Source organism: Nocardia fodinahabitans, from assembly GCF_052983615.1.
This window is the reverse complement of the sequence record NZ_JBRJJC010000001.1, coordinates 1,299,321-1,317,424: the sequence shown is the minus strand read 5'-3', so window position 1 is coordinate 1,317,424 and position 18,104 is coordinate 1,299,321. Positions and strand designations below refer to the sequence as shown.

The 18,104-nt window shown below is 70.7% G+C and carries 15 protein-coding genes; 6 read left to right on the top strand and 9 right to left on the bottom strand.

Features of this window, described 5'->3' with window-relative positions:
- Positions 1 to 229: 229 nt before the first annotated feature.
- Positions 230 to 1,687 (top strand): magnesium transporter, encoded by a 1,458-nt coding sequence (mgtE, locus tag NV348_RS06200; protein WP_447146129.1) that lies wholly within the window; start codon positions 230 to 232, stop codon positions 1,685 to 1,687.
- A 19-nt stretch (positions 1,688 to 1,706) separates the two neighbouring features.
- Here mgtE and NV348_RS06195 read toward each other — a convergent pair whose 3' ends face one another.
- The 3 genes from NV348_RS06195 to NV348_RS06185 all read right to left on the bottom strand — a co-directional run bounded on the left by NV348_RS06195 (position 1,707) and on the right by NV348_RS06185 (position 4,724).
- Positions 1,707 to 2,675 carry a peptidase gene (locus tag NV348_RS06195; RefSeq protein WP_447146128.1) on the bottom strand — a complete coding sequence of 323 codons (969 nt, stop codon included), beginning with the start codon at positions 2,673 to 2,675 and terminating at the stop codon, positions 1,707 to 1,709.
- 137 nt (positions 2,676 to 2,812) lie between these two features.
- Positions 2,813 to 3,763: a hypothetical protein gene (locus NV348_RS06190; RefSeq protein ID WP_447146127.1), complete on the bottom strand. Its 951-nt coding sequence runs from the start codon at positions 3,761 to 3,763 to the stop codon at positions 2,813 to 2,815.
- 1 nt (position 3,764) lies between these two features.
- Complete coding sequence (locus NV348_RS06185) at positions 3,765 to 4,724, bottom strand: hypothetical protein (RefSeq protein WP_447146126.1); 960 nt, start codon at positions 4,722 to 4,724, stop codon at positions 3,765 to 3,767.
- 358 nt (positions 4,725 to 5,082) lie between these two features.
- Here NV348_RS06185 and nrdF point away from each other — a divergent pair, with 358 nt between their 5' ends.
- The gene (gene nrdF / locus NV348_RS06180; protein WP_447146125.1) at positions 5,083 to 6,045 is read left to right on the top strand and encodes a class 1b ribonucleoside-diphosphate reductase subunit beta; all 963 of its coding nucleotides are present in this window, start codon (positions 5,083 to 5,085) and stop codon (positions 6,043 to 6,045) included.
- Positions 6,046 to 6,166: 121 nt separating this feature from the next.
- Positions 6,167 to 7,324, top strand: coding sequence for an epoxide hydrolase family protein (locus NV348_RS06175; protein ID WP_447146124.1), 1,158 nt, complete (start codon positions 6,167 to 6,169; stop codon positions 7,322 to 7,324).
- A 1-nt stretch (position 7,325) separates the two neighbouring features.
- On the opposite strand, the gene NV348_RS06170 is transcribed toward NV348_RS06175, so the two are convergent.
- Positions 7,326 to 7,733, bottom strand: coding sequence for a hypothetical protein (locus tag NV348_RS06170; RefSeq protein ID WP_447146123.1), 408 nt, complete (start codon positions 7,731 to 7,733; stop codon positions 7,326 to 7,328).
- 155 nt (positions 7,734 to 7,888) lie between these two features.
- On the opposite strand from NV348_RS06170, the gene NV348_RS06165 reads away from it, so the two are divergent.
- On the top strand, positions 7,889 to 13,684 hold the full coding sequence (locus NV348_RS06165; RefSeq protein ID WP_447146122.1) for a non-ribosomal peptide synthetase: 5,796 nt from the start codon (positions 7,889 to 7,891) through the stop codon (positions 13,682 to 13,684).
- 39 nt (positions 13,685 to 13,723) lie between these two features.
- Here NV348_RS06165 and NV348_RS06160 read toward each other — a convergent pair whose 3' ends face one another.
- Genes NV348_RS06160 through NV348_RS06150 form a run of 3 tightly spaced genes read right to left on the bottom strand, consistent with a single transcriptional unit; the run spans position 13,724 to position 15,742 of the window.
- Entirely contained in the window at positions 13,724 to 14,209 is a 486-nt protein-coding gene (locus NV348_RS06160; protein ID WP_447146121.1) for an AMP-binding enzyme, read from the bottom strand.
- The gene (locus NV348_RS06155) at positions 14,179 to 14,538 is read right to left on the bottom strand and encodes a hypothetical protein (protein WP_447146120.1); all 360 of its coding nucleotides are present in this window, start codon (positions 14,536 to 14,538) and stop codon (positions 14,179 to 14,181) included. Before NV348_RS06155 ends, NV348_RS06160 begins: the two co-directional genes overlap by 31 nt.
- Before the next feature lie 37 nt (positions 14,539 to 14,575).
- A complete protein-coding gene (locus NV348_RS06150; protein WP_447146119.1) occupies positions 14,576 to 15,742 on the bottom strand; it encodes a lipase family protein in 1,167 nt (388 codons plus the stop codon).
- Positions 15,743 to 15,837: 95 nt separating this feature from the next.
- Between NV348_RS06150 and NV348_RS06145 the strand changes: the two genes are divergently transcribed.
- Positions 15,838 to 16,521 carry a TetR/AcrR family transcriptional regulator gene (locus NV348_RS06145; protein ID WP_447146118.1) on the top strand — a complete coding sequence of 228 codons (684 nt, stop codon included), beginning with the start codon at positions 15,838 to 15,840 and terminating at the stop codon, positions 16,519 to 16,521.
- 22 nt (positions 16,522 to 16,543) lie between these two features.
- On the opposite strand, the gene NV348_RS06140 is transcribed toward NV348_RS06145, so the two are convergent.
- Positions 16,544 to 16,981, bottom strand: coding sequence for a DoxX family protein (locus NV348_RS06140; protein WP_447146117.1), 438 nt, complete (start codon positions 16,979 to 16,981; stop codon positions 16,544 to 16,546).
- Between the two features lie 111 nt (positions 16,982 to 17,092).
- On the opposite strand from NV348_RS06140, the gene NV348_RS06135 reads away from it, so the two are divergent.
- Positions 17,093 to 17,662 carry a TetR/AcrR family transcriptional regulator gene (locus NV348_RS06135; RefSeq protein WP_447146116.1) on the top strand — a complete coding sequence of 190 codons (570 nt, stop codon included), beginning with the start codon at positions 17,093 to 17,095 and terminating at the stop codon, positions 17,660 to 17,662.
- Between the two features lie 2 nt (positions 17,663 to 17,664).
- Here the strand turns inward: NV348_RS06135 and NV348_RS06130 are convergent, their stop codons facing one another.
- A complete protein-coding gene (locus NV348_RS06130; RefSeq protein ID WP_447146115.1) occupies positions 17,665 to 18,039 on the bottom strand; it encodes a hypothetical protein in 375 nt (124 codons plus the stop codon).
- Positions 18,040 to 18,104: the final 65 nt, after the last annotated feature.

Here is an 18,104-nt window from a genome sequence, read left to right as displayed (position 1 = left end):
AGCGACGACGAGGAGGTGGTGTTGCGATGCGCAGCGAACCCCCCAGTCGAAGGCCGCGCGGCGTCGCCCCTTCGCTCTCTCGCTGATTCCCGGTCGATTTCCTTCGGCTGTGCGTGACGGTCGTGGCGGTGGACGCCCGCGGTGTGCAGCACCGTCTCCCGATCCACTTTCGTAGCATCCCTGCGGCTCGGCCGCAGGCATGCGCGCTGTCGCGCCAGAGGACTCTCCCATGTCGCAGATCGACCTCGTCGAAGCACGTCACGTACCCGCTGATTCCGCTGTGCCGGAAGCGGATTCGCCGCAGCAGCACCATCGCTCCGGTGCCGATGATCACTCGGTGACCGAGGCGCTGGAGATCCTGTCGGAATCGGTGCGCCACCTCGTCGAGACCCACCGGGTCGACGGCGCCATGGAGTGGCTCGACAACCGCCCGCCGCACGTCATCGCCGACGCGCTGGCCCGGATGGACGCCGTGCAGGCGGGCGTCGTGTTCCGGCTGCTGGACAAGGATCGCGCGATCACCGTGTTCGAGGAGCTCGAGCCGGTCGACCAGCAGCAGATCCTGCAGGGCCTGCGCGAGAAGAGCTTTCGCGATCTGGTCGAGGCGATGGACCCCGACGATCGCGCCCGCATGCTGCACGAGGCGCCGGCCAAGGTGGCCAAGAAGGTGCTGGCCGGGCTGAGCCCGCGCGAGCGCCGGATGACCGCCGCGCTGCTGGGCTACCCGGAGGGCTCGGTCGGTCTGTACATGACGCCGGAAGTCGTTGCGCTGCCGGACAATCTGACCGTCGCGCAGGCGCTGGCCTGGGTGCGCGCCAAGGGCGGCAACGCCGAGACCGTGTACACGCTGCCGGTCGTCGACTGTGGTCGCCGGCTCACCGGCATCGTCGAGCTGCGCGAGCTGGTGCTGCACGCGCCGGACGCGATGGTGTCCGAACTGGTCGTCACCGAGCCGGCGTTCGCGCGGGCCACCGACTCCGCCGAGAAGGCCGCGCGCCTGATGAGCTCCACCAACGACATCAACCTGGTTGTCGTCGACAGCGAGGACCGGGTCGTCGGGCTGCTCACCATCGACGACGCGATGGAGGTGCTCGAGGCCGCCGACAGCGAGGACGTGGCCAAGCAGGCCGGTTCGGCGCCGTGGGAGGGGCACTACATGGCCGCCAAGGTGTTCCAGCTGGCGCGCTACCGGGCGCTGTGGCTGATGCTGCTGCTGTTCGCCGCCACCCTGACCGTCAGCGTCACCGACGTCTTCTCCACCACGCTCGAGCAGGCGGCCAGCCTGGCGCTGTTCATCCCGCTGCTGATCGGCGCGGGCGGCAACGCGGGTGCCCAGGCGGCGACGGCGTGTGTGCGCGCCCTGGCCGTCGGCGAGGTGCGGGTGTCGGACCTGTTCAAGGTGATCTGGCGGGAATGCCGGGTGGGCCTGGTGCTCGGCAGCATGCTCGCCGCCGCCGGCCTGTTGATCGGCACGCTGTTCGTCGGGCCCAAGATCGCCGTCGTCGTCGCCATCACCCTGGTCATCATCTGCGGTTGGGCCGCCACCATCGGCGGCACGATGCCGTTGCTGGCCAAGAAGTTCCGCATCGACCCCGCCGTCGTCTCGGCCCCGATGGTCACCACTCTGGTCGACGCCACCGGCCTGATCATCTACTTCACCACCGCCAAGCTGGTCCTCGGCATCTGACCCGAATTCGCGGCCGGCGTCAGCCCTGGGGGAACAGGGTGAGGGCGCGCGTCATCACGTCTCTGGCGACGTCGTCGGTGGCGGCGACGACCTCCACGATGGGGATGCGGCGGCCGAAGGCGGTGGATTCGGCCGGTAGTTCGGGGCCGACGGCGGCGGTGTAGATCGGAATCCGGTTGTCGTAGACCGAGACCGAGCGGTGCACGACGCGGCCGTCGAGGTGTTCCTCGGTGCTGTTGGCGGCCAGGTAGGCGGGTACGCGGTACTCGTAGCCGACGGTGATCTTCTCGCCGCGATAGCCGAACAGGCATTGGGTCAGCCGTTGTTCGTCGTCGGGGACGGTGTCGGCGAGTTTCGTGCGGACCGTGCACGGGTCGGCGCCGAGCAGCACGGTCGGGACCGTGTCGGGGGAGGTGCCCTGGGGTGGCGACTGCCGCCAGCGGTCGATCATGCCGGGGACCAGTTCGTCGGCGACCGTGCACGGGTTCTTTCCCGGCGGCGTGGACAGGCCGAGATAGAACGCGGCGCCGGACGGGAAGTGGGCGGTCGCGCCGCATGCGCGGGGTTCGCCCGCGTCGCGGTCGGGAACCAGGCGCACGGTGACGTCGCCGAGCGGCTTGGTCACGCCCCGGCCGCTCGGCGTCAGGCCGGGCAGCAGGGTGGCGTGCCAGGTGAGGGTGGTGCCCGCGCCGGAGGTGGCGCTGCCCAGGATCGCCCGGCACGAATCCAGACCGACGGTGACGCTGGTGATGTCGCCGAGCGGTGCCAGCGCCTCGCGGGGCAGGACGGCGCAGACGTCGACCTGGCGGGTCGCCTGGGCCACCGCCTCCCGCCCAGCCTGATCCCGCGGGACCTGCGACCAGAACTCCGGCGGCGGGGCGGGCATCACCGGGGCCGGTGGCGGCGGCAACGTCGCGTAGTCGGGTGTCGAGCCCTCGTCGTCGCCGCATCCGGCGCAGAGGAGCAACGCGGTAGCAGCCAGCGCCATCCTCCGGTCCATCAGCACCCCTGTCCTCGGCGGAACCGGGCTCGGACGCGCGCCCGACCACCGAGTCTGCCCGCCGGGGCAACCCGGTCGCAAACATCTCCGCCGGTCGTTCCCAGAACGTTGTGACCGCGCGGGTCTCAGTTCAGCAGCGGCAGCGTCTCGCGCATGATCTTCTCGGCGGTGCCGGAGTCGGCGGTGACCGAGACTGTCGGCACGCGCGGGCCGAGCAGGGCGTCGGTGGGGCCCGCCGCCATGGCGGGGCCGACGATCGCGGTGAGCGAGGCGATGCCGGACTGCGCGGCGGGCGCGTCGAAAAGGTAGACCTGCCGCGCGCCCACGGTGAAGGCCGGGGTGTCGTCGGTGATCGAGCGTTCCGCGTTGTAGTCGTAGGTGATGATCGCCTGGTGACCGTCGACGGTCAGCCTGCACGTCGTGACACCCTGATCGGTCACCGGCACCCGGACTCCGAGCAGCGGCGCGACCGCGCACGGATCGGCCCCGGTGACCACCGTCCGGTCCGAATCGGGCGAGCTACCCTGCGCCGGGTCCGTGCGCCATCGGGTCAGCGCGGTCCGCATCAGGGCCGCCGCGGTGGTGCACGCGTCCTTCGGCGCCCGCACGCTCATCGACAGATCGGCGCCCGCGACGAAGTGGGCCCACACCTGGCAGCCGCCGCGCACCTGCGGGTCGGCCGAGCCGGACGGCTCGTCGTCGAAGAGCACCCGCACATCGCCCATGGCCTGCTCGGTCACCGGCGCGTCCATGGTGGGTTCGCCGGAGAACATCACCCCGGTGGTCCAGGTCGCGTCGATCCCGGTGAGGTGCCCGTCGACCGCGATTCCCATCCGGCACTGGTTCGGATGCACGTTCTCCACGTCCCGTACGGTCCCCAGCCCCGTCACCGACTCGCGCGGGATCAGCGCGCACGCGTCGATCGCCCGCACCTTGCGCAGCACCGCCGCCTTCTCCTGATCGGAAACCGCCGCAGTGGACCAGAATCCGCCGGTCGGCATGGTGTCCGGCGCCTCGGCGCGCTGGCACGCGAGCAAGGTCAGGGCCATCGCGATGAGCGGAACGAGTCGGCGCACGTCAGTCCTCCGGGAACAGTTCGGCGGTGTGGCTCAGGACTTCTCGCAAGACGGTGGGATCGCGGCCCATCAGTTTGACGACCGGCACCCGGGGGCCGAGGGGCGACGGATTGCCCGGTGGGGTCAGCGGCGGTCCGAGAATCGCTCCGTACCAGGAGTTTTCGGTGGGACTGCGCAGATCGTGCCCGGGATGTCCGTTGACGACCAGGATCGGGTCACCCTTCGCCACCATGCCCTTGTAGTCGTACTGGTACTGCAGGTCGACCTTGGTGCCCTGGTAGTCGAAGACGCACCGGTGCAGGAGCTGCCGGTCGAGCGGGGTGGTGACGCCGAGCTCGGACAGCACCGCGCACGGATCCGCCACGGCCAGAGCGGTTTTCGGGGTGTCGGGGGAGGTTCCGATCGCGGGCTGGGTGCGCAGCAGCTCCAGCGCGCCGGGCAGCACCCGGTCGAGGAGCGCGCACGGCAGGTCGGTGATCGGCGTCGCCGCATGGACGAAGAGTCCGATGGTCACGGGGAATCGGGCCCGCGCCGCGCAGGAACGGACCACGACGTCAGGTTCCGGCTCGGTGTCCCGGTCGGCGAGAACCGTCGCGTCGCCGATCGTGCGTTCCACGCCGCCGGGGTAGGGGTCCGACGGGCTCGGGGCGACGAGCACGGTCCAGGCCAGCCGCGTCTGCTTGCCGAGGTCGGTCGAATTCAATTCCGCGACACAGGAATCGGGGGCCGTCGCGTCGACCGTCTGCACCGTGCCGAGCGCGTCGAGCGTGGCCCGGGGGATCAGCGCGCACGGGTCGATCGCACGGGCGGCGGCCAGTACCGCGCGCCGCTCCGTATCGGTGGTCGGCGGGGTGGTCCAGGCGATCGGCGGGCGGACGGTCACCGGGCGCGGATCCTCGCAGCCCGTCGATCCGAGCAGGAGAAGGACCGGAACGACGGTGGCGAGGAGTCGGCGAAGCATGGTGGATCCCCCTGTCATGATCACGCGTCCGTGGCGGGACCCGCGAGCCGCAGTTTGCCGGGTGCCCGGTGAGAATGCAAAGCACGCCGAGTGGCCGGATTCACCCGGCGGGGCGTCCCCGCGCGTATGTGGCGAATCACGGGCGATGCGATGGTGGTGCGACGGCGGTCGTGTCGCACAATAGGGGCCGCGTGTGTGGCGCGGGTGTCCTGTCCGAGTGGCTGGGTTCGGTGCGTCGCAACACAAGCTGTTGTGTTGGCGGGAGTTGTCACCCACTACGAGTAGTGTTCAGGGTGAATGGGCTCGTGCACGGCGGCGGTGCGGGTCAACGGTGGAGGCGGAAAGGTGTGGAGGCGGAATGAAGCTCATCGATCGGGTAAGCGCCATCAACTGGAATCGGGTGCCCGATGAGAAGGACGCCGAGGTCTGGGATCGGCTGACCGGCAACTTCTGGCTGCCGGAGAAGGTGCCGGTGTCCAACGACATCCCCTCCTGGAACACGCTGACCGCCGACGAGAAGCAGCTCACCATGCGGGTCTTCACCGGCCTGACGCTGCTGGACACCATCCAGGGCACCGTCGGCGCGGTCTCGCTCATCCCGGACGCGCTCACCCCGCACGAGGAGGCGGTGTACACCAACATCGCGTTCATGGAGTCGGTGCACGCCAAGAGCTACAGCTCCATCTTCTCCACCCTGTGCTCGTCGAAGGAGATCGACGAGGCGTTCCGCTGGTCGGAGGAGAACCGCAACCTGCAGCGCAAGGCCGAGATCGTCCTGTCGTACTACAACGGCGAGGACCCGCTCAAGCGCAAGGTCGCCTCGACGCTGCTGGAGAGCTTCCTGTTCTACTCCGGCTTCTACCTGCCGATGCACTGGTCCTCGCGGGCCAAGCTCACCAACACCGCCGACATGATCCGCCTGATCATCCGCGACGAGGCCGTGCACGGCTACTACATCGGCTACAAGTACCAGAAGGGCCTCGAGCTGATCTCCCAGGCCGAGCGCGACGAGCTCAAGAACTACACCTTCGAGCTGCTCTTCGAGCTCTACGACAACGAGGTCGACTACACCCAGGACCTCTACGACGAGGTCGGCCTCACCGAGGACGTCAAGAAGTTCCTGCGCTACAACGCCAACAAAGCGCTGATGAACCTCGGGTACGAGGGCCTGTTCCCGAAGGACGAGTGCGACGTGAACCCGGCCATCCTGTCGGCGCTGTCGCCCAACGCCGACGAGAACCACGACTTCTTCTCCGGCTCGGGCTCGAGCTACGTCATCGGCAAGGCGGTCAACACCGAGGACGAGGACTGGGAGTTCTGACCGAACCCGTACTCCGGCGGCGGCGCACCTACTCGGGTGCGCCGCCGTTGTGCGTTCGCGGGCCGCGCTTGCGTCGGCGACACGGTTCCCGGGATCGGGTTTCAGCCGTAACCTCGCAGAGATGAGCAACGCCATCACCCCGTTCCGCATCGATATCGCTCAGCGCGAGCTGGACGACCTGCGCCGCCGGCTGACCGACGCGCGCTGGCCCACCCAGCAGCCGGGTGCCGAGTGGAGCCGCGGCGTTCCGGTGGAATACCTGCGGGAGCTGGCCGAGTACTGGCGCAGCACCTACGACTGGCGGGCGGCCGAGGCGGAACTGAACGCGTTCCCGCAGTTCACCACCGAGATCGACGGCCAGCGCATCCACTTCCTGCACGTGCGGTCGGCGCGCCCCGACGCGACGCCGCTGCTGCTCACCCACGGCTGGCCGGGGTCGATCGTCGAATTCCTCGACGTGATCGGTCCGCTCACCGATCCCGGCGCCCACGGCGGCGATCCCGCCGACGCCTTCCACCTGGTGATTCCCTCGCTGCCCGGCTACGGATTCTCCGGTCCGGTGTCGGACGCCGGCTGGAATCCGGCCAGGATCGCAGCAGCCTGGGTGGAGCTGATGAGCAGGCTCGGTTACGAGCGGTTCGGCGCGCAGGGTGGTGACTGGGGCGCGTTCATCACCCCGGAGGTCGGCCGCGCGGGTGGTGACCGGGTGATCGGCGTGCACGTCAATGCCGCGACCGTCGGCTTCCTGCCGTTCGGGCCGGTCACCGACGCGGACAAGGCGACGATGACCGAGGCCGAACTGGCCCGGCTCGACCGGCTCGCACTGTTCAAAGGTGAGGGCAGCGGCTACTTCCGGATCCAGGCGACCCGCCCGCAGACCCTCGCCTACGGCCTGCACGACTCACCGATCGGCCAGCTCGCGTGGATCGTGGAGAAGTTCAAGGAGTGGACGTTCCCGGCGGACGGACTGCCGGAGTCGGCCGTGGACCGTGATCGCCTGCTGACCAATGTGATGCTCTACTGGCTCACCGGCACCGCCGGTTCCTCGGCCGCCCTGTACTACGAGACCACGCACGCCGGGTCCTGGCCGACCACGCCGTCGACCACGCCGACCGGGGTCGCGGTCTTCGCCGAGGACGTCGCGATCCGCCGCTACGCCGAGGGCAACGCGAACATCGTGCACTGGTCGGAATTCGACCGGGGCGGCCATTTCGCGGCGATGGAGGCGCCGGACCTGCTGGTCGGCGATATCCGCGCGTTCTTCCGCGGCCTGCGCTGACTCAGCGGTCCCATGGTGCCCGCAGGTCCGGGTCGTCGAAGGCCTGCGCCGCGTCCAGATAGAGGGCGGAGATCCGATCCGCCACCCGGGCGCGATCGGCCTCGGGGAGATCGGCCTGGTCGAGCCGGGCCGCGGCATTGGTGACGGCGTGGAAGACGCGGGTGGGCTGTCCGTCGATGATGTCGGCGACCGGGAACTTGTAGTCGGCCTCGGTCGCCGGGTTCCCGCCGGGCTGCCGGTACAGGTAGATACCGGCCAGCTTCCGCGGATCGCCCTTGGCCCATTCGAGTGCGTCGTGCTCGGCGCGGTGCCCATTCCACGGGTGCTCGCGCGGCGCCCACGGCAGGTCCAGATCGGCGGCATTGTCGGACGCGGGCGGGATCGGTTCGCCCTCGGAACCCTGAACCATGTTTCCTCCTCGTACGGCGGCGACGGAGCAACGGCGCCGGGACGGCGCGACGTCATGGATCACTGCCCGCCATGATAGCAATCACGCTGCTACCTGCGGTTTGCCCATGGAAATCGGGGTTTTCCGATCCGTGTGGTTGCCGATCTAATCGGAGCATGACCGCGATCGGACAGCAGGCCAGCCTCGGTGACATCCTCGATCGCGGCGGAGCGGGCGCCGGGATCGCCGTCGTCGACGGTGACGCAAGCTGGACCTACGCGACCCTGGCCGGTGCGGCGCATCGGCTCGCCAGGGAGCTGATCGAGCACGCGGTGGGCCCGGAATCGGTGGTGGTGCTGGCCCTGCCGCGCTCGGCGGAGCTGGTGCGCGCGGTGTGGGCGGTGGCCGCGACCGGCGCGGCCGTCCTGCCGGTGGACTTGCGGCAACCGCAGGCCCGGCGCCGCTATCTGCTGGCCGACGCCGCCGCCACGATCGGCATCACCACCCGCTCGATGCTCGCCGAACTGCCGACCTGGATCACCTGGTTGGTGCTCGACGACCCCGACCTCGCGCGGCGGTGCGCGCGGCACGATCCGGCGCCGCTCACCGATGCCGACCGGGTCGCGCCGACGCACCTCGACCAGCTCGCCTACGTTCTCTACACCTCCGGGTCGACCGGGGCGCCGAAGTCCGTCGCCATGACCCACCGCGGCCTCACCACGCTGGTCGCGGCGGTGTCGGCGCGGCTCGGCTCGTTCGAGCGGGCGCGCGTCCTGCAGGTCAGCTCACCGGGTTTCGACCTGTTCGTGCTCGAGCTGATGCTGACGTTCACGCACGGCGCGACGGCGGTCATCGTGCCGCCGGAGATCACCGGCGGTGGCGAACTCGACGAGCTCATCGCCGAACAGGCGGTCACCCACGCGGTACTCACGCCCGGGGTGCTGGCGACCCTCGACCCGCAGCGCCACGTGACGCTGCGCGGGCTGGTGGTCGGCGGTGACGCCTCGGACCCGGCGCTGGTGGCCCGGTGGGCGCCGGGGCGCATCTACGTCAACGCCTACGGGCCGACCGAGACGATGGTCTTCGTCACCGCGACAACACTGTCCGCGGGCGAGCCGGTGGTGCTCGGCGCGGTGTTCGAGGGCTGGTCGGCGCTGATTCTGGACGAGCGCCTGCGTCCGGTGCCACCCGGTGAGCCGGGGGAGCTGTATCTGTCCGGTCCCGGTGTCGCGCGGGGCTACCGCCGCAGGCCGGGGACCTCCGCGACGCGCTTCGTGGCCGACCCCTTCGGTCCGCCCGGCACGCGGATGTACCGCACGGGCGATCTGGTTCGCGCGCACCGCGGCGACTCGGCGTCGCTGGAGTTCCTCGGCCGCACCGATTTCCAGCTCAAGGTGCTCGGCGTCCGGGTCGAGCCGGGCGAGATCGACGCCGTCCTCACCGGGCACGATGCGGTTCGCTCGGCGATCACGACCGGATGGCGGACACCGGCCGGGGCGCGCGTTCCGGTGAGTTACGTGACGGCCGAGCCCGGTCGGGTCGTCGACATCGGCGCGCTGCTGGCCTTCGCGCGGAGCAGGCTCGCCGCGCATGCGGTGCCCGCGACGGTGATCGTCCTCGACGAGCTGCCGTTGACCCCGGTGGGCAAGGTCGACCGGGCCGCGCTGCCCGCCCCGGTCTTCGCCTCCAAGGGCGGTGCGGCGCCGATGGATTCGGTCGAGCGGCTGATCGGTACGGTCATGGCCGGACTGCTCGGCGTGGAATCGGTGGCCGCTCAGGACGATTTCTTCGCGCTGGGCGGGAACTCCCTGCTCGCCGCGCAGCTCGGGGCGCGCGTCGGTGCGGCGACCGGCAAGCAGATCCCCGTCCGCACCGTATTCGACGCGCCGACCGTGGCCCGGCTCGCCGTCGCGATCCGCCATCTGGCGCAGGCGGCGCCGCGACCACCGGTGACCCGCCGGGTCCGGCCGCAACCGGTGCCGCTGGCGCCCGCTCAGCAGCGTCTGTGGGTGCTCAACCGGATCGACCACCGGTCACCGGCGGACAATATCGCGCTGACGGTGCGGCTGCGCGGGGCGCTGTCGGTCGAGGCGTTGCGCGCCGCCCTCGACGATGTGGTCGCACGGCACGAACCGCTGCGCACCCGCTATCCCGAGCTGGACGGAGTCGGCGTCCAGCACATCGTGGCGATCGACCACGCGCGCAGCACCCTCACGCCGGTGCCGGTGCGCCCCGGGGAACTCGCGGACGCGGTGGCCGAATTCGCCACGGCCGGTTTCGATCTCACCGTCGACCTGCCGCTGCGCACCAGGCTGTTCGCGCTGGATGATCGCGAGCACGCCCTGGCCGTGGTCGTGCACCACATCAGCGCCGACGGCTGGTCGCTCGGCCCGCTGCTGCGGGATCTGCTCGGCGCGTACGCCGCTCGGCTCCGGGACGCGGTGCCGGAGCTGCCGCCGCTGCCGGTCACCTATGCCGACTACGCACTGGCACACCAGGATTGGCTGGCCGATCCCGCCGGAGCCGCGACCTTCGACAGCCAGCTGCGGTACTGGCGGGCCCGGCTGAGCGGGCTGGCGCCACGGTTGCCGCTGCCCGTCGACCGCCCGCACCCGCCCGTGGCGTCCGGGCACGGCGCCGTGCTCGATGTCACCCTCGACGTCGAGCTCACCGCCGCCCTGCGCCGCATCGCGGTGGCGCACGGCGCGACCCAGTTCATGGTGGTGCATGCCGTGCTCGCGGTCGCGCTGGCCCGATCCGGCAGCTGCGCCGATATCGTCATCGGTACCCCGGTGGCCGGGCGTGGCGGTCCCGAACTGGACGACCTCGTCGGCATGTTCGTCGCCATGGTGGTGCTGCGCACGACCGTCGATCTCGCGCAGTCCTTCGCCGCTCTGCTCACCCGGGTCCGGGATATCGACCTCGGCGCGCTGGCCAATGCCGATATCCCGTTCGAGCGGGTCGTCGAGGCGCTCGATCCACCGCGCACCCGGGCGCACCATCCGCTGTTCCAGGTCGTGCTCACCGCCGAGGCAGGGGTCGAGCCGGTCGTGGCCGACCTCGCCGGGCTCGTCGTCGAGCCGATCGAGCCCACCGAGACACCGGCGAAGTTCGACCTCCAGCTGACGATGTCGGACCCGGCGGCCGACACCCTGCGGCTGGCGATCACCTACGCGACCGACCTGTTCGATCGCGACACCGTCGCGCGGTTCGCCGAGACGATCGAGCGCATCGCCCGCGCGGTCGCCGCCGAGCCGGCGCGGACGGTCGGCGATATCGCGCTGGTCGACCCCGTGGCGGTGCCCGCCGTGGCCCGCACCGACGACCGCACGCTGCGCGATCTGTTCGAGGTCGCCGCGCATCGGTATCGGCACGCGGTGGCCGTGCGCGCGGGCGAGACCACCCTCACCTACCAGGACCTCGATGACCGCAGCGCGGCTCTGGCACGGGAACTCGTGGCTCGTGGTGCGGGGCCGGAGCAGCGGGTCGCCGTCGTCGTACCGCGCTCGGCCGAGCTGGTGGTGGCGATCGTGGCGGTGGTGCGCAGTGGGGCGGCCTATGTTCCGATCGACCCCGGGAATCCGCGGGAACGGATCGACTACCTGCTGGCCGACGCACAGCCGGTGTGCGTGATCGCCGAAGGGCTCGTCGTCCATCACGCCGAGCCGGCCACGCCGTACGCGTCCGGCAGGGCTGCGTCGTTGGATACTGCTGAGCCACAGGCACTCTCGACGTATCCCGTCGTCCACCGTGCGCAGGTCGACGCCGAAGATCGGCAACAGCCGACCGGTGCGCGGCGGGAAGTGCGGGAGGGGCGGCTCGCCGGAGTCACGGATGGCGTGATCCACGCGGCGAACGTCGCCTACGTGATCTACACCTCCGGGACGACCGGAACGCCGAAAGGTGTCGCGGTGGAACACCGCAATGTCGTCGCGCTGCTCGACCGGACCCGTCGGGTGCTGTCCACCCGATCCACCGATGTCTGGGCGCTGTTCCATTCGACGGCATTCGACTTCTCGGTGTGGGAGCTGTGGGGTGCGCTCACCACCGGCGCGGTGCTCGTAGTGGTCGATCAGGACACCGCGCGCTCACCCGAGCAACTGCGGGAACTGCTGGTGCGCGAACAGGTCTCGATCCTCGGTCAGACCCCGTCGGCCTTCGCCGGTCTGGATGACGCCGATGCCCGCGCCACCGACAGCCCACTGGCCTTGCGGCGCATCGTCTTCGGCGGCGAAGCGCTCGACCCGCGCCGGCTCACCGCCTGGCGTGCTCGGCACGGTGCGAGCGGACCCGAGCTGGTCAACATGTTCGGCATCACCGAGACCACCGTGCACGTCACCCACACGACCCGCACCGACAGCGCCGCCGAGCGCGCGGGCAGCCCGGTCGGCCGACCGCTCGACGGACTCACCGTGCACGTGCTCGACGACCGGCTGCGGCCGGTGCCGACCGGCGTCATCGGGGAGATCTACGTCGGCGGCGCCCAGGTGACCCGCGGCTACCTGCACCGCCCCGGTCTCACCGCCACCCGCTACGTCGCGAATCCCGCTGCGGCAGGCGGCATCCTGTATCGCTCGGGTGATCTCGGCCGCTGGACTCGCGCGGGTACCCTCGAGCACTTCGGTCGCGCGGACCGTCAGGTGAAGATCCGTGGCTATCGCATCGAACCGGCCGAAGTCGAAGTGGCGCTGCTGGAGTGCCCGCGGATCGGCGCCGCTGTTGTGGTGGTGCGAGACGACCCGGCGACCGGACACCAGCTGATCGGCTACGTGGTGCCCGGTGGTGGCGAGCGAGTCAGTGGCTCCGAGGTCCGCGCTCAACTGCGGGACCGATTGCCGGAGCACCAGATTCCGGCGGCGGTCGTCGTCATCGACAGTCTGCCGCTGACGGCGAACGGCAAACTCGACCTCGCGGCGTTGCCGAGCCCGGCGTTCGGTTCCGCCGCCTACCATGCCCCGGCGGGCGCCGTCGAGCAGTGCGTCGCCGCCGTCTTCGCCGAACTCCTCGGCCGCGACCGGGTCGGCGCCGACGACTCGTTCTTCGACCTCGGCGGCAACTCGATGGTCGCGACCCGTGTGGTGGCGCGCTTGCGGACCGAGCTGGCCACCGATATCGCGCTGCTCTGGCTGTTCACCGACCCCACCCCGGCCGGCCTGGCGCGCCGCATCGCCGAGAACACAGCGGGCGGAGACGAATCCATGCTGACGCCGCTGCTCACGCTGCGCCGCCGGGGCAGCGGCGCGCCGTTGTTCTGCGTGCATCCGGTGGTCGGGCTGGCCTGGAGCTTCGCGGGGCTGACCGGCGAACTCGACTGCCCGGTGTACGGACTGCAAGCACCGGCCATCGCCGAGGACACGCCGCTGCCGGAGTCGCTCGACGCGCTCGCCGACGACTACGTGGCGCGGATCCGTGCCGTCCAGCCACACGGGCCGTACCGACTGCTCGGCTGGTGTGTCGGCGGGGTGATCGCCCACGCGATGGCCGTGCGGTTGCAGGAACTGGGGGAACGGGTGACGGTCCTGGCCATGCTGGACTCCTTCGTCGGGGACGTCGGATACCGCAGCGAGACACCGGTGACGGTCGGCGATCTGCTCGGCCAGTTCGGTACCGAGCACGAACTCGCCACGCCGGTGGGCGAATTCACCCCCGACGACGCCGTCACGCTGGTCGCCGAGCTGCCCGGACCGTTCACGGAACTGACCGCCGAACGGGTGCACCGGATCTTCGCGGGCATCCTGCACGCCCAGGTGATCGGCGCGGCGCACCGGCCCCGCGTCTTCCACGGCGACCTGCTGTTCTTCACCGCGGGCCGCGACGACCGCGGCGCGGGCCGAGCCGCGGGGGCGTGGCGGGACCACATCGGCGGCGAGATCCGCGATGTTCCTGTCGACGCCACCCACTGGGACATCACCGGCGCGACCGCCCTGGCCACGATCGGACCCGCGCTGGCGGCGGCGCTCGACCGCGAGTGAGCCCGGTGGTGGCGGCGACCCCTCGCCGCCGCCACCGCGTCAGCGCAGTGCCGCCAAGCCGACGCGGTCGATCTTGCCGGTCGGTGTGCGCGGGAGTTCGTCGACGAACACCACGTCGCGGGGCGCTTTGAACCGGGCCAGATGCGACTTCACAGAGGTGCGGACGGCGTCGGCGTCGAGGTCACCGGCGCGCACGACGAACGCGGCCAGCCGCTGCCCGAACTCCTCGTCGGGCACCCCGAGGACGGCGGCCTCGGTGACCGCCGGGTGTCGGTAGCGCAGGTCCTCGATCTCGCCGGGGAAGACGTTCTCGCCGCCGGAGACGATCATGTCGTCGTCGCGTCCGTCGATGAAAAGCCTGCCCTCGGTGTCGAAGTGGCCGAGGTCGCCGGTGCTCATCAACCCGCCCCTGAGCTGTTTGGAGCCGCCGCCGGAATACCCGTGGAGGGCGATCGAGTTGTCGACGTGCACGGTGCCGACCGCGCCCGGCGTGGTCACCCTGGTGTCGCCGTCGTAGAGCGCCACCGTGATCCCGACCGGTGCCCGGCCGACCGTGCCCGGCGGGCGTCGAACTTGCCGTGCAGCACGATCGTCGAGCCCAGATTCAGCGACAGGATGAACTGGGACAGCGCGGTGCCGTGGAACAGCGGCGCGCCGTCGACGAGCGCGATCCGTTCCGGTGCGCGGCGGGCCGAGGCCAGGATGCCGCCGGCGATCGGGCCGTAGGTGCGCATCGCGCGGGTCGTGTGCGCGAGTCGATCGGGGCGTCGCAGATCGATCAGTCCGGCGCGCTGCAGGACGCGCAGCTGGCGCGCCATGGTCGACGCGGCGTGCGGCCAGGTCGCCGGGCTCATCGCGAATCTCCCTGCCGGCGGGCGTTATCGGGTCGGATCAGCACAGCGTCGGTCCCGGGTCGGCGCCCGCGGTGACCGCCAGCAGCCAGGCGACCGTACCGATCTCGGGGACGATCTCGGCGCTGGTGTGCTCCGACATCGGCACCCGGAACATACGCAGGTTCACCCCGCGCGCGCAGTAGGCGGCGGCGATCTCGTCGATGGCCAGTTCGGCGGGCAGCAGCTGGTCGGTGGTCGAATGCCACATGAGCAGCGGGATGTCCGGGGTGTTCTCGGGACGGCCGAAGCTCGCCGCGGCGAGCCCCTCGTGCGCGGCGGCCAGCGCGGCGGCCGGGTCGGTCAGGTAATCGGCGACCGGGCGCAGCAGCGTGGAGCCGACGGCGGTGTAGAGGCAGCGGTCCGACAGATCGCGAGCGACTTGCTTGCCCTCCGGCGTGAGGTAGGTCTGCAAGGCCCGATCGAACTCGGGATATTCGCGAGCGAGACCGAGGATGGCCAGCCAGCCGGTGAAGTTGGCCTGCGGCTGAGTACCCGAGATGGCGAACGGCGCGATCGCGACCTTGTCACCGGGGATGCCGCCCTGCGCACTGGCGCGCAGCGCGAGCTCGGGCGCGTACTTGCGGTGCTGTTCGGCCGCCGACGCCGAGGAATTGCCGCCTCCGGAGTACCCCCACAGGCCCACCGGCGACGCCTCGAGGCCGAGCCCGCCGCGCTGGGCGGCCCGGATGCCGTCGAGCACCATCCGGCCCTCGCTCGGGGACATGATCGTATTGCGCTTGCCGTCGAAATCGGTGACCACCACCGCCGCGCCCGCGGCCAGGAACTGGCCGATCAGCGCGACCTCCTTCTGGATACCCGCGCGCAGCGTGTACGACGGATTGCACTGCTGACCGAGGCTGTCGATCGCCTCCTGATACGAGATCAGCGGGCGCGCACCGGGACCCAGCCACGGAATGCCCGGCATCAGCACGGTGGTCGCGGTGGCGATCGGGTTGTCGTGGGTATCGGTGCTGCGGAACAGAGCTGGGTGGTGTGCACCGGGACCGGGATGCCGAGGGCGTAGGTCTGCACGACCCGGTCGCGGATCACGTCGCCGTTGGCGTAGGCCGCGAAATCGGCCGGATCGCCGTACCAGGGGTCCTGCTGCCAGCAGGGCGGGCACGCCGAGGCGCCGGGATCGGTGGGTGGCCGTGCTGCGCTGCATGGCATCTCCTTCGGTAGGTGACGCTGATTACAGCAGGTTCTCTTGTTGGTAACAAGAGTTCTTGTCAATATTGGGTGATCGGTAGGCTGAGCTGCGTGACGTCGACCGAGAAGAGTCCCGTTCGCTCCCGGCGTATCCAGGGGCTGGACGCCGAGCAACGCCGCGCCCGTCGGCGCGAGCAGATCCTGGCCGCCGCGTTCGAACTCATCGCCGCCGATGGCTACGTCAACACCGCGATCGAGCAGATCTGCCAGACCGCCTTCGTCGGCAACAAGGCTTTCTACGAGTTGTTCGACAGCAAGGAATCCTGCTATCTGGCGCTGCTCCAGCAGCTCAGCGAACGCACCCAGGCCGAAGTCGCCGCCGCGCTGGCCGAGTGCACCGGCGGCCGCGACGAGGTGGTGTCGGTCGTCCTCGCCGCCTTCGCGCACTCGCTCGTCGACGATCCGCGCGTCGCTCAGGTCACCTTCGGCGAGGCCAGTGGCATCTCCGCGAACGTCGAACAGCAGCGCCGCACCAATCGCCGCTGGGCCGCCCAGTTCCTCGAAACCCTGTGGCGCGAATATGGTTTCGTCCCCGCGTCCGGCATCGGCGTCGACCTGCACGCCCTCGCCGTCGCCACGATCGGGGGCCTGTTCGACACCGTCGCCGACTGGCTGAACCAGACCGCCGCGGGCACCACCGGCGAGATCGACACCCTCATCCGCGATCTCACGGCTTTCACCGACATCGTGCACCTGGGGTTGGCGGCCGCCGCCGAGAAGCACGCCGGTCGCTGACCGCGGAGCCGGCCCTCTCGGCTCAGGCCAGAGTCACCACGGCGCAGGCCGCGAGAAACAGCGCCTGGAGTGCGGTGCGGGCGGGTAGGGGCATGGTCTTGATGCCCAGATCGACGCGGGCCGCACGGACATTGGCCGGGAACATGGCCAGCAGCAGGGCGAACAGGCAGGCGGCGGCCAGGGGCGCGGTGGCCGGGATCAGCAGGCCGACGGCGCCCGCCAGTTCGAGGACGCCGGTGAGGGTGACCAGGGCGGCCGCGTTGGGGAGCCGGGGCGGGACCATCGCTTTCAGGGCGGCGCGGCGGGGCTCGAGGAAGTGGGCGCTCGCGGTGAGGGCGAACATGGCGGCCAGGCCCAGGGCGATGGCGCGCGGCCAGGAATTCAGCCAGGACAGATCGGTGAGCAGGCCGATCAGCCTGGCCAGGGCGGTGACGACGGCGAGAACGATGAACGGGGCCATGGGAACTCCTCGAAGTGGGCGTCGACTGGCCTGCCGCCAATCTTGACACTGGAAAGATTGACATCGGAAGTCGAACTTGTCAATGACAAGTTTGTGCGTCAGGATCGAGGCATGACCAAGACCGGGTATCACCACGGGGATCTGCGGGCGGCGCTGCTGGACTCGGCGGCCGAGCAGATCGCGGCCGAGGGCGTCGAGGCGGTGTCGCTGCGCGCGCTGGCGCGCCGGGCGGGGGTCTCGCACGCGGCCCCCGCCCATCACTTCGGCGACCGGGCGGGTTTGTTCACCGCTCTGGCGATCGAGGGATTCGACCTGCTGGCAACGGAATTGGCGGCCGCGGGCGACGACATGCGGGAGGTCGCGGTCGCCTACATCCGCTTCGCGCTGGCCCATCCCGGCCGGTTCGACATCATGTACCGGCGCGAGGTACTGCGCGCCGACGACCCCGAGTTGCTCGCCGCCCGGGCCCGCTCGGGTGCGGCGCTGCGGTCGGGGATCGCCGAGCTGCAGTCCGGGCAGTCACCCGATCGGCAGCGTTCGACCCGGCTCGCCGCCTGGTCGCTGGTGCACGGGTTCGCGACGCTGTGGCGGGAGGGGGCGCTCGACGGGTCGGAGCTGGCGTCGTCGGCGGATCCCGAAGAGCTCGCGCGCGACATGCTCGCGACGGTGCAGTTCGACTGAAGTCACAGAGCCCAGTCGGCCTCGCGCCGACCCGGATCTGCTTCGGTTACCGGGGCGGCGCTCCGCCGCCCCGGACCCTGGCCCCCGGGCGGCGGGGAGCCGGCGGCGCCACTGGGCGGCATGCCGGGAGAACCGTTGCCGGACTGGGTGTTCTGGGACTTCGCGGCGACGCCGACCGCGAGGGAGACCGCCATGGTGGTGGTCGGGGTCCCGGTGACCGTGGCCAGGCTCACCCCGGACATGTTCGCGATGCTCGCGGAATAGCCGGAGTCGGCGGCGAAGACGGACTCGCAGGAGTCCTGCGGAAGGGCGATCTGGGAGGTGAGGCGGGCATTGTCGCCCGTTACGGCGGTGGCGAGATCGTCGTGGTCGTCCACGCTGCTCCTTCGCTCGTCCGTGTCGTCGCCGACGGTAGGCGCGGGCACTGCGCCGGAGCTGGGAA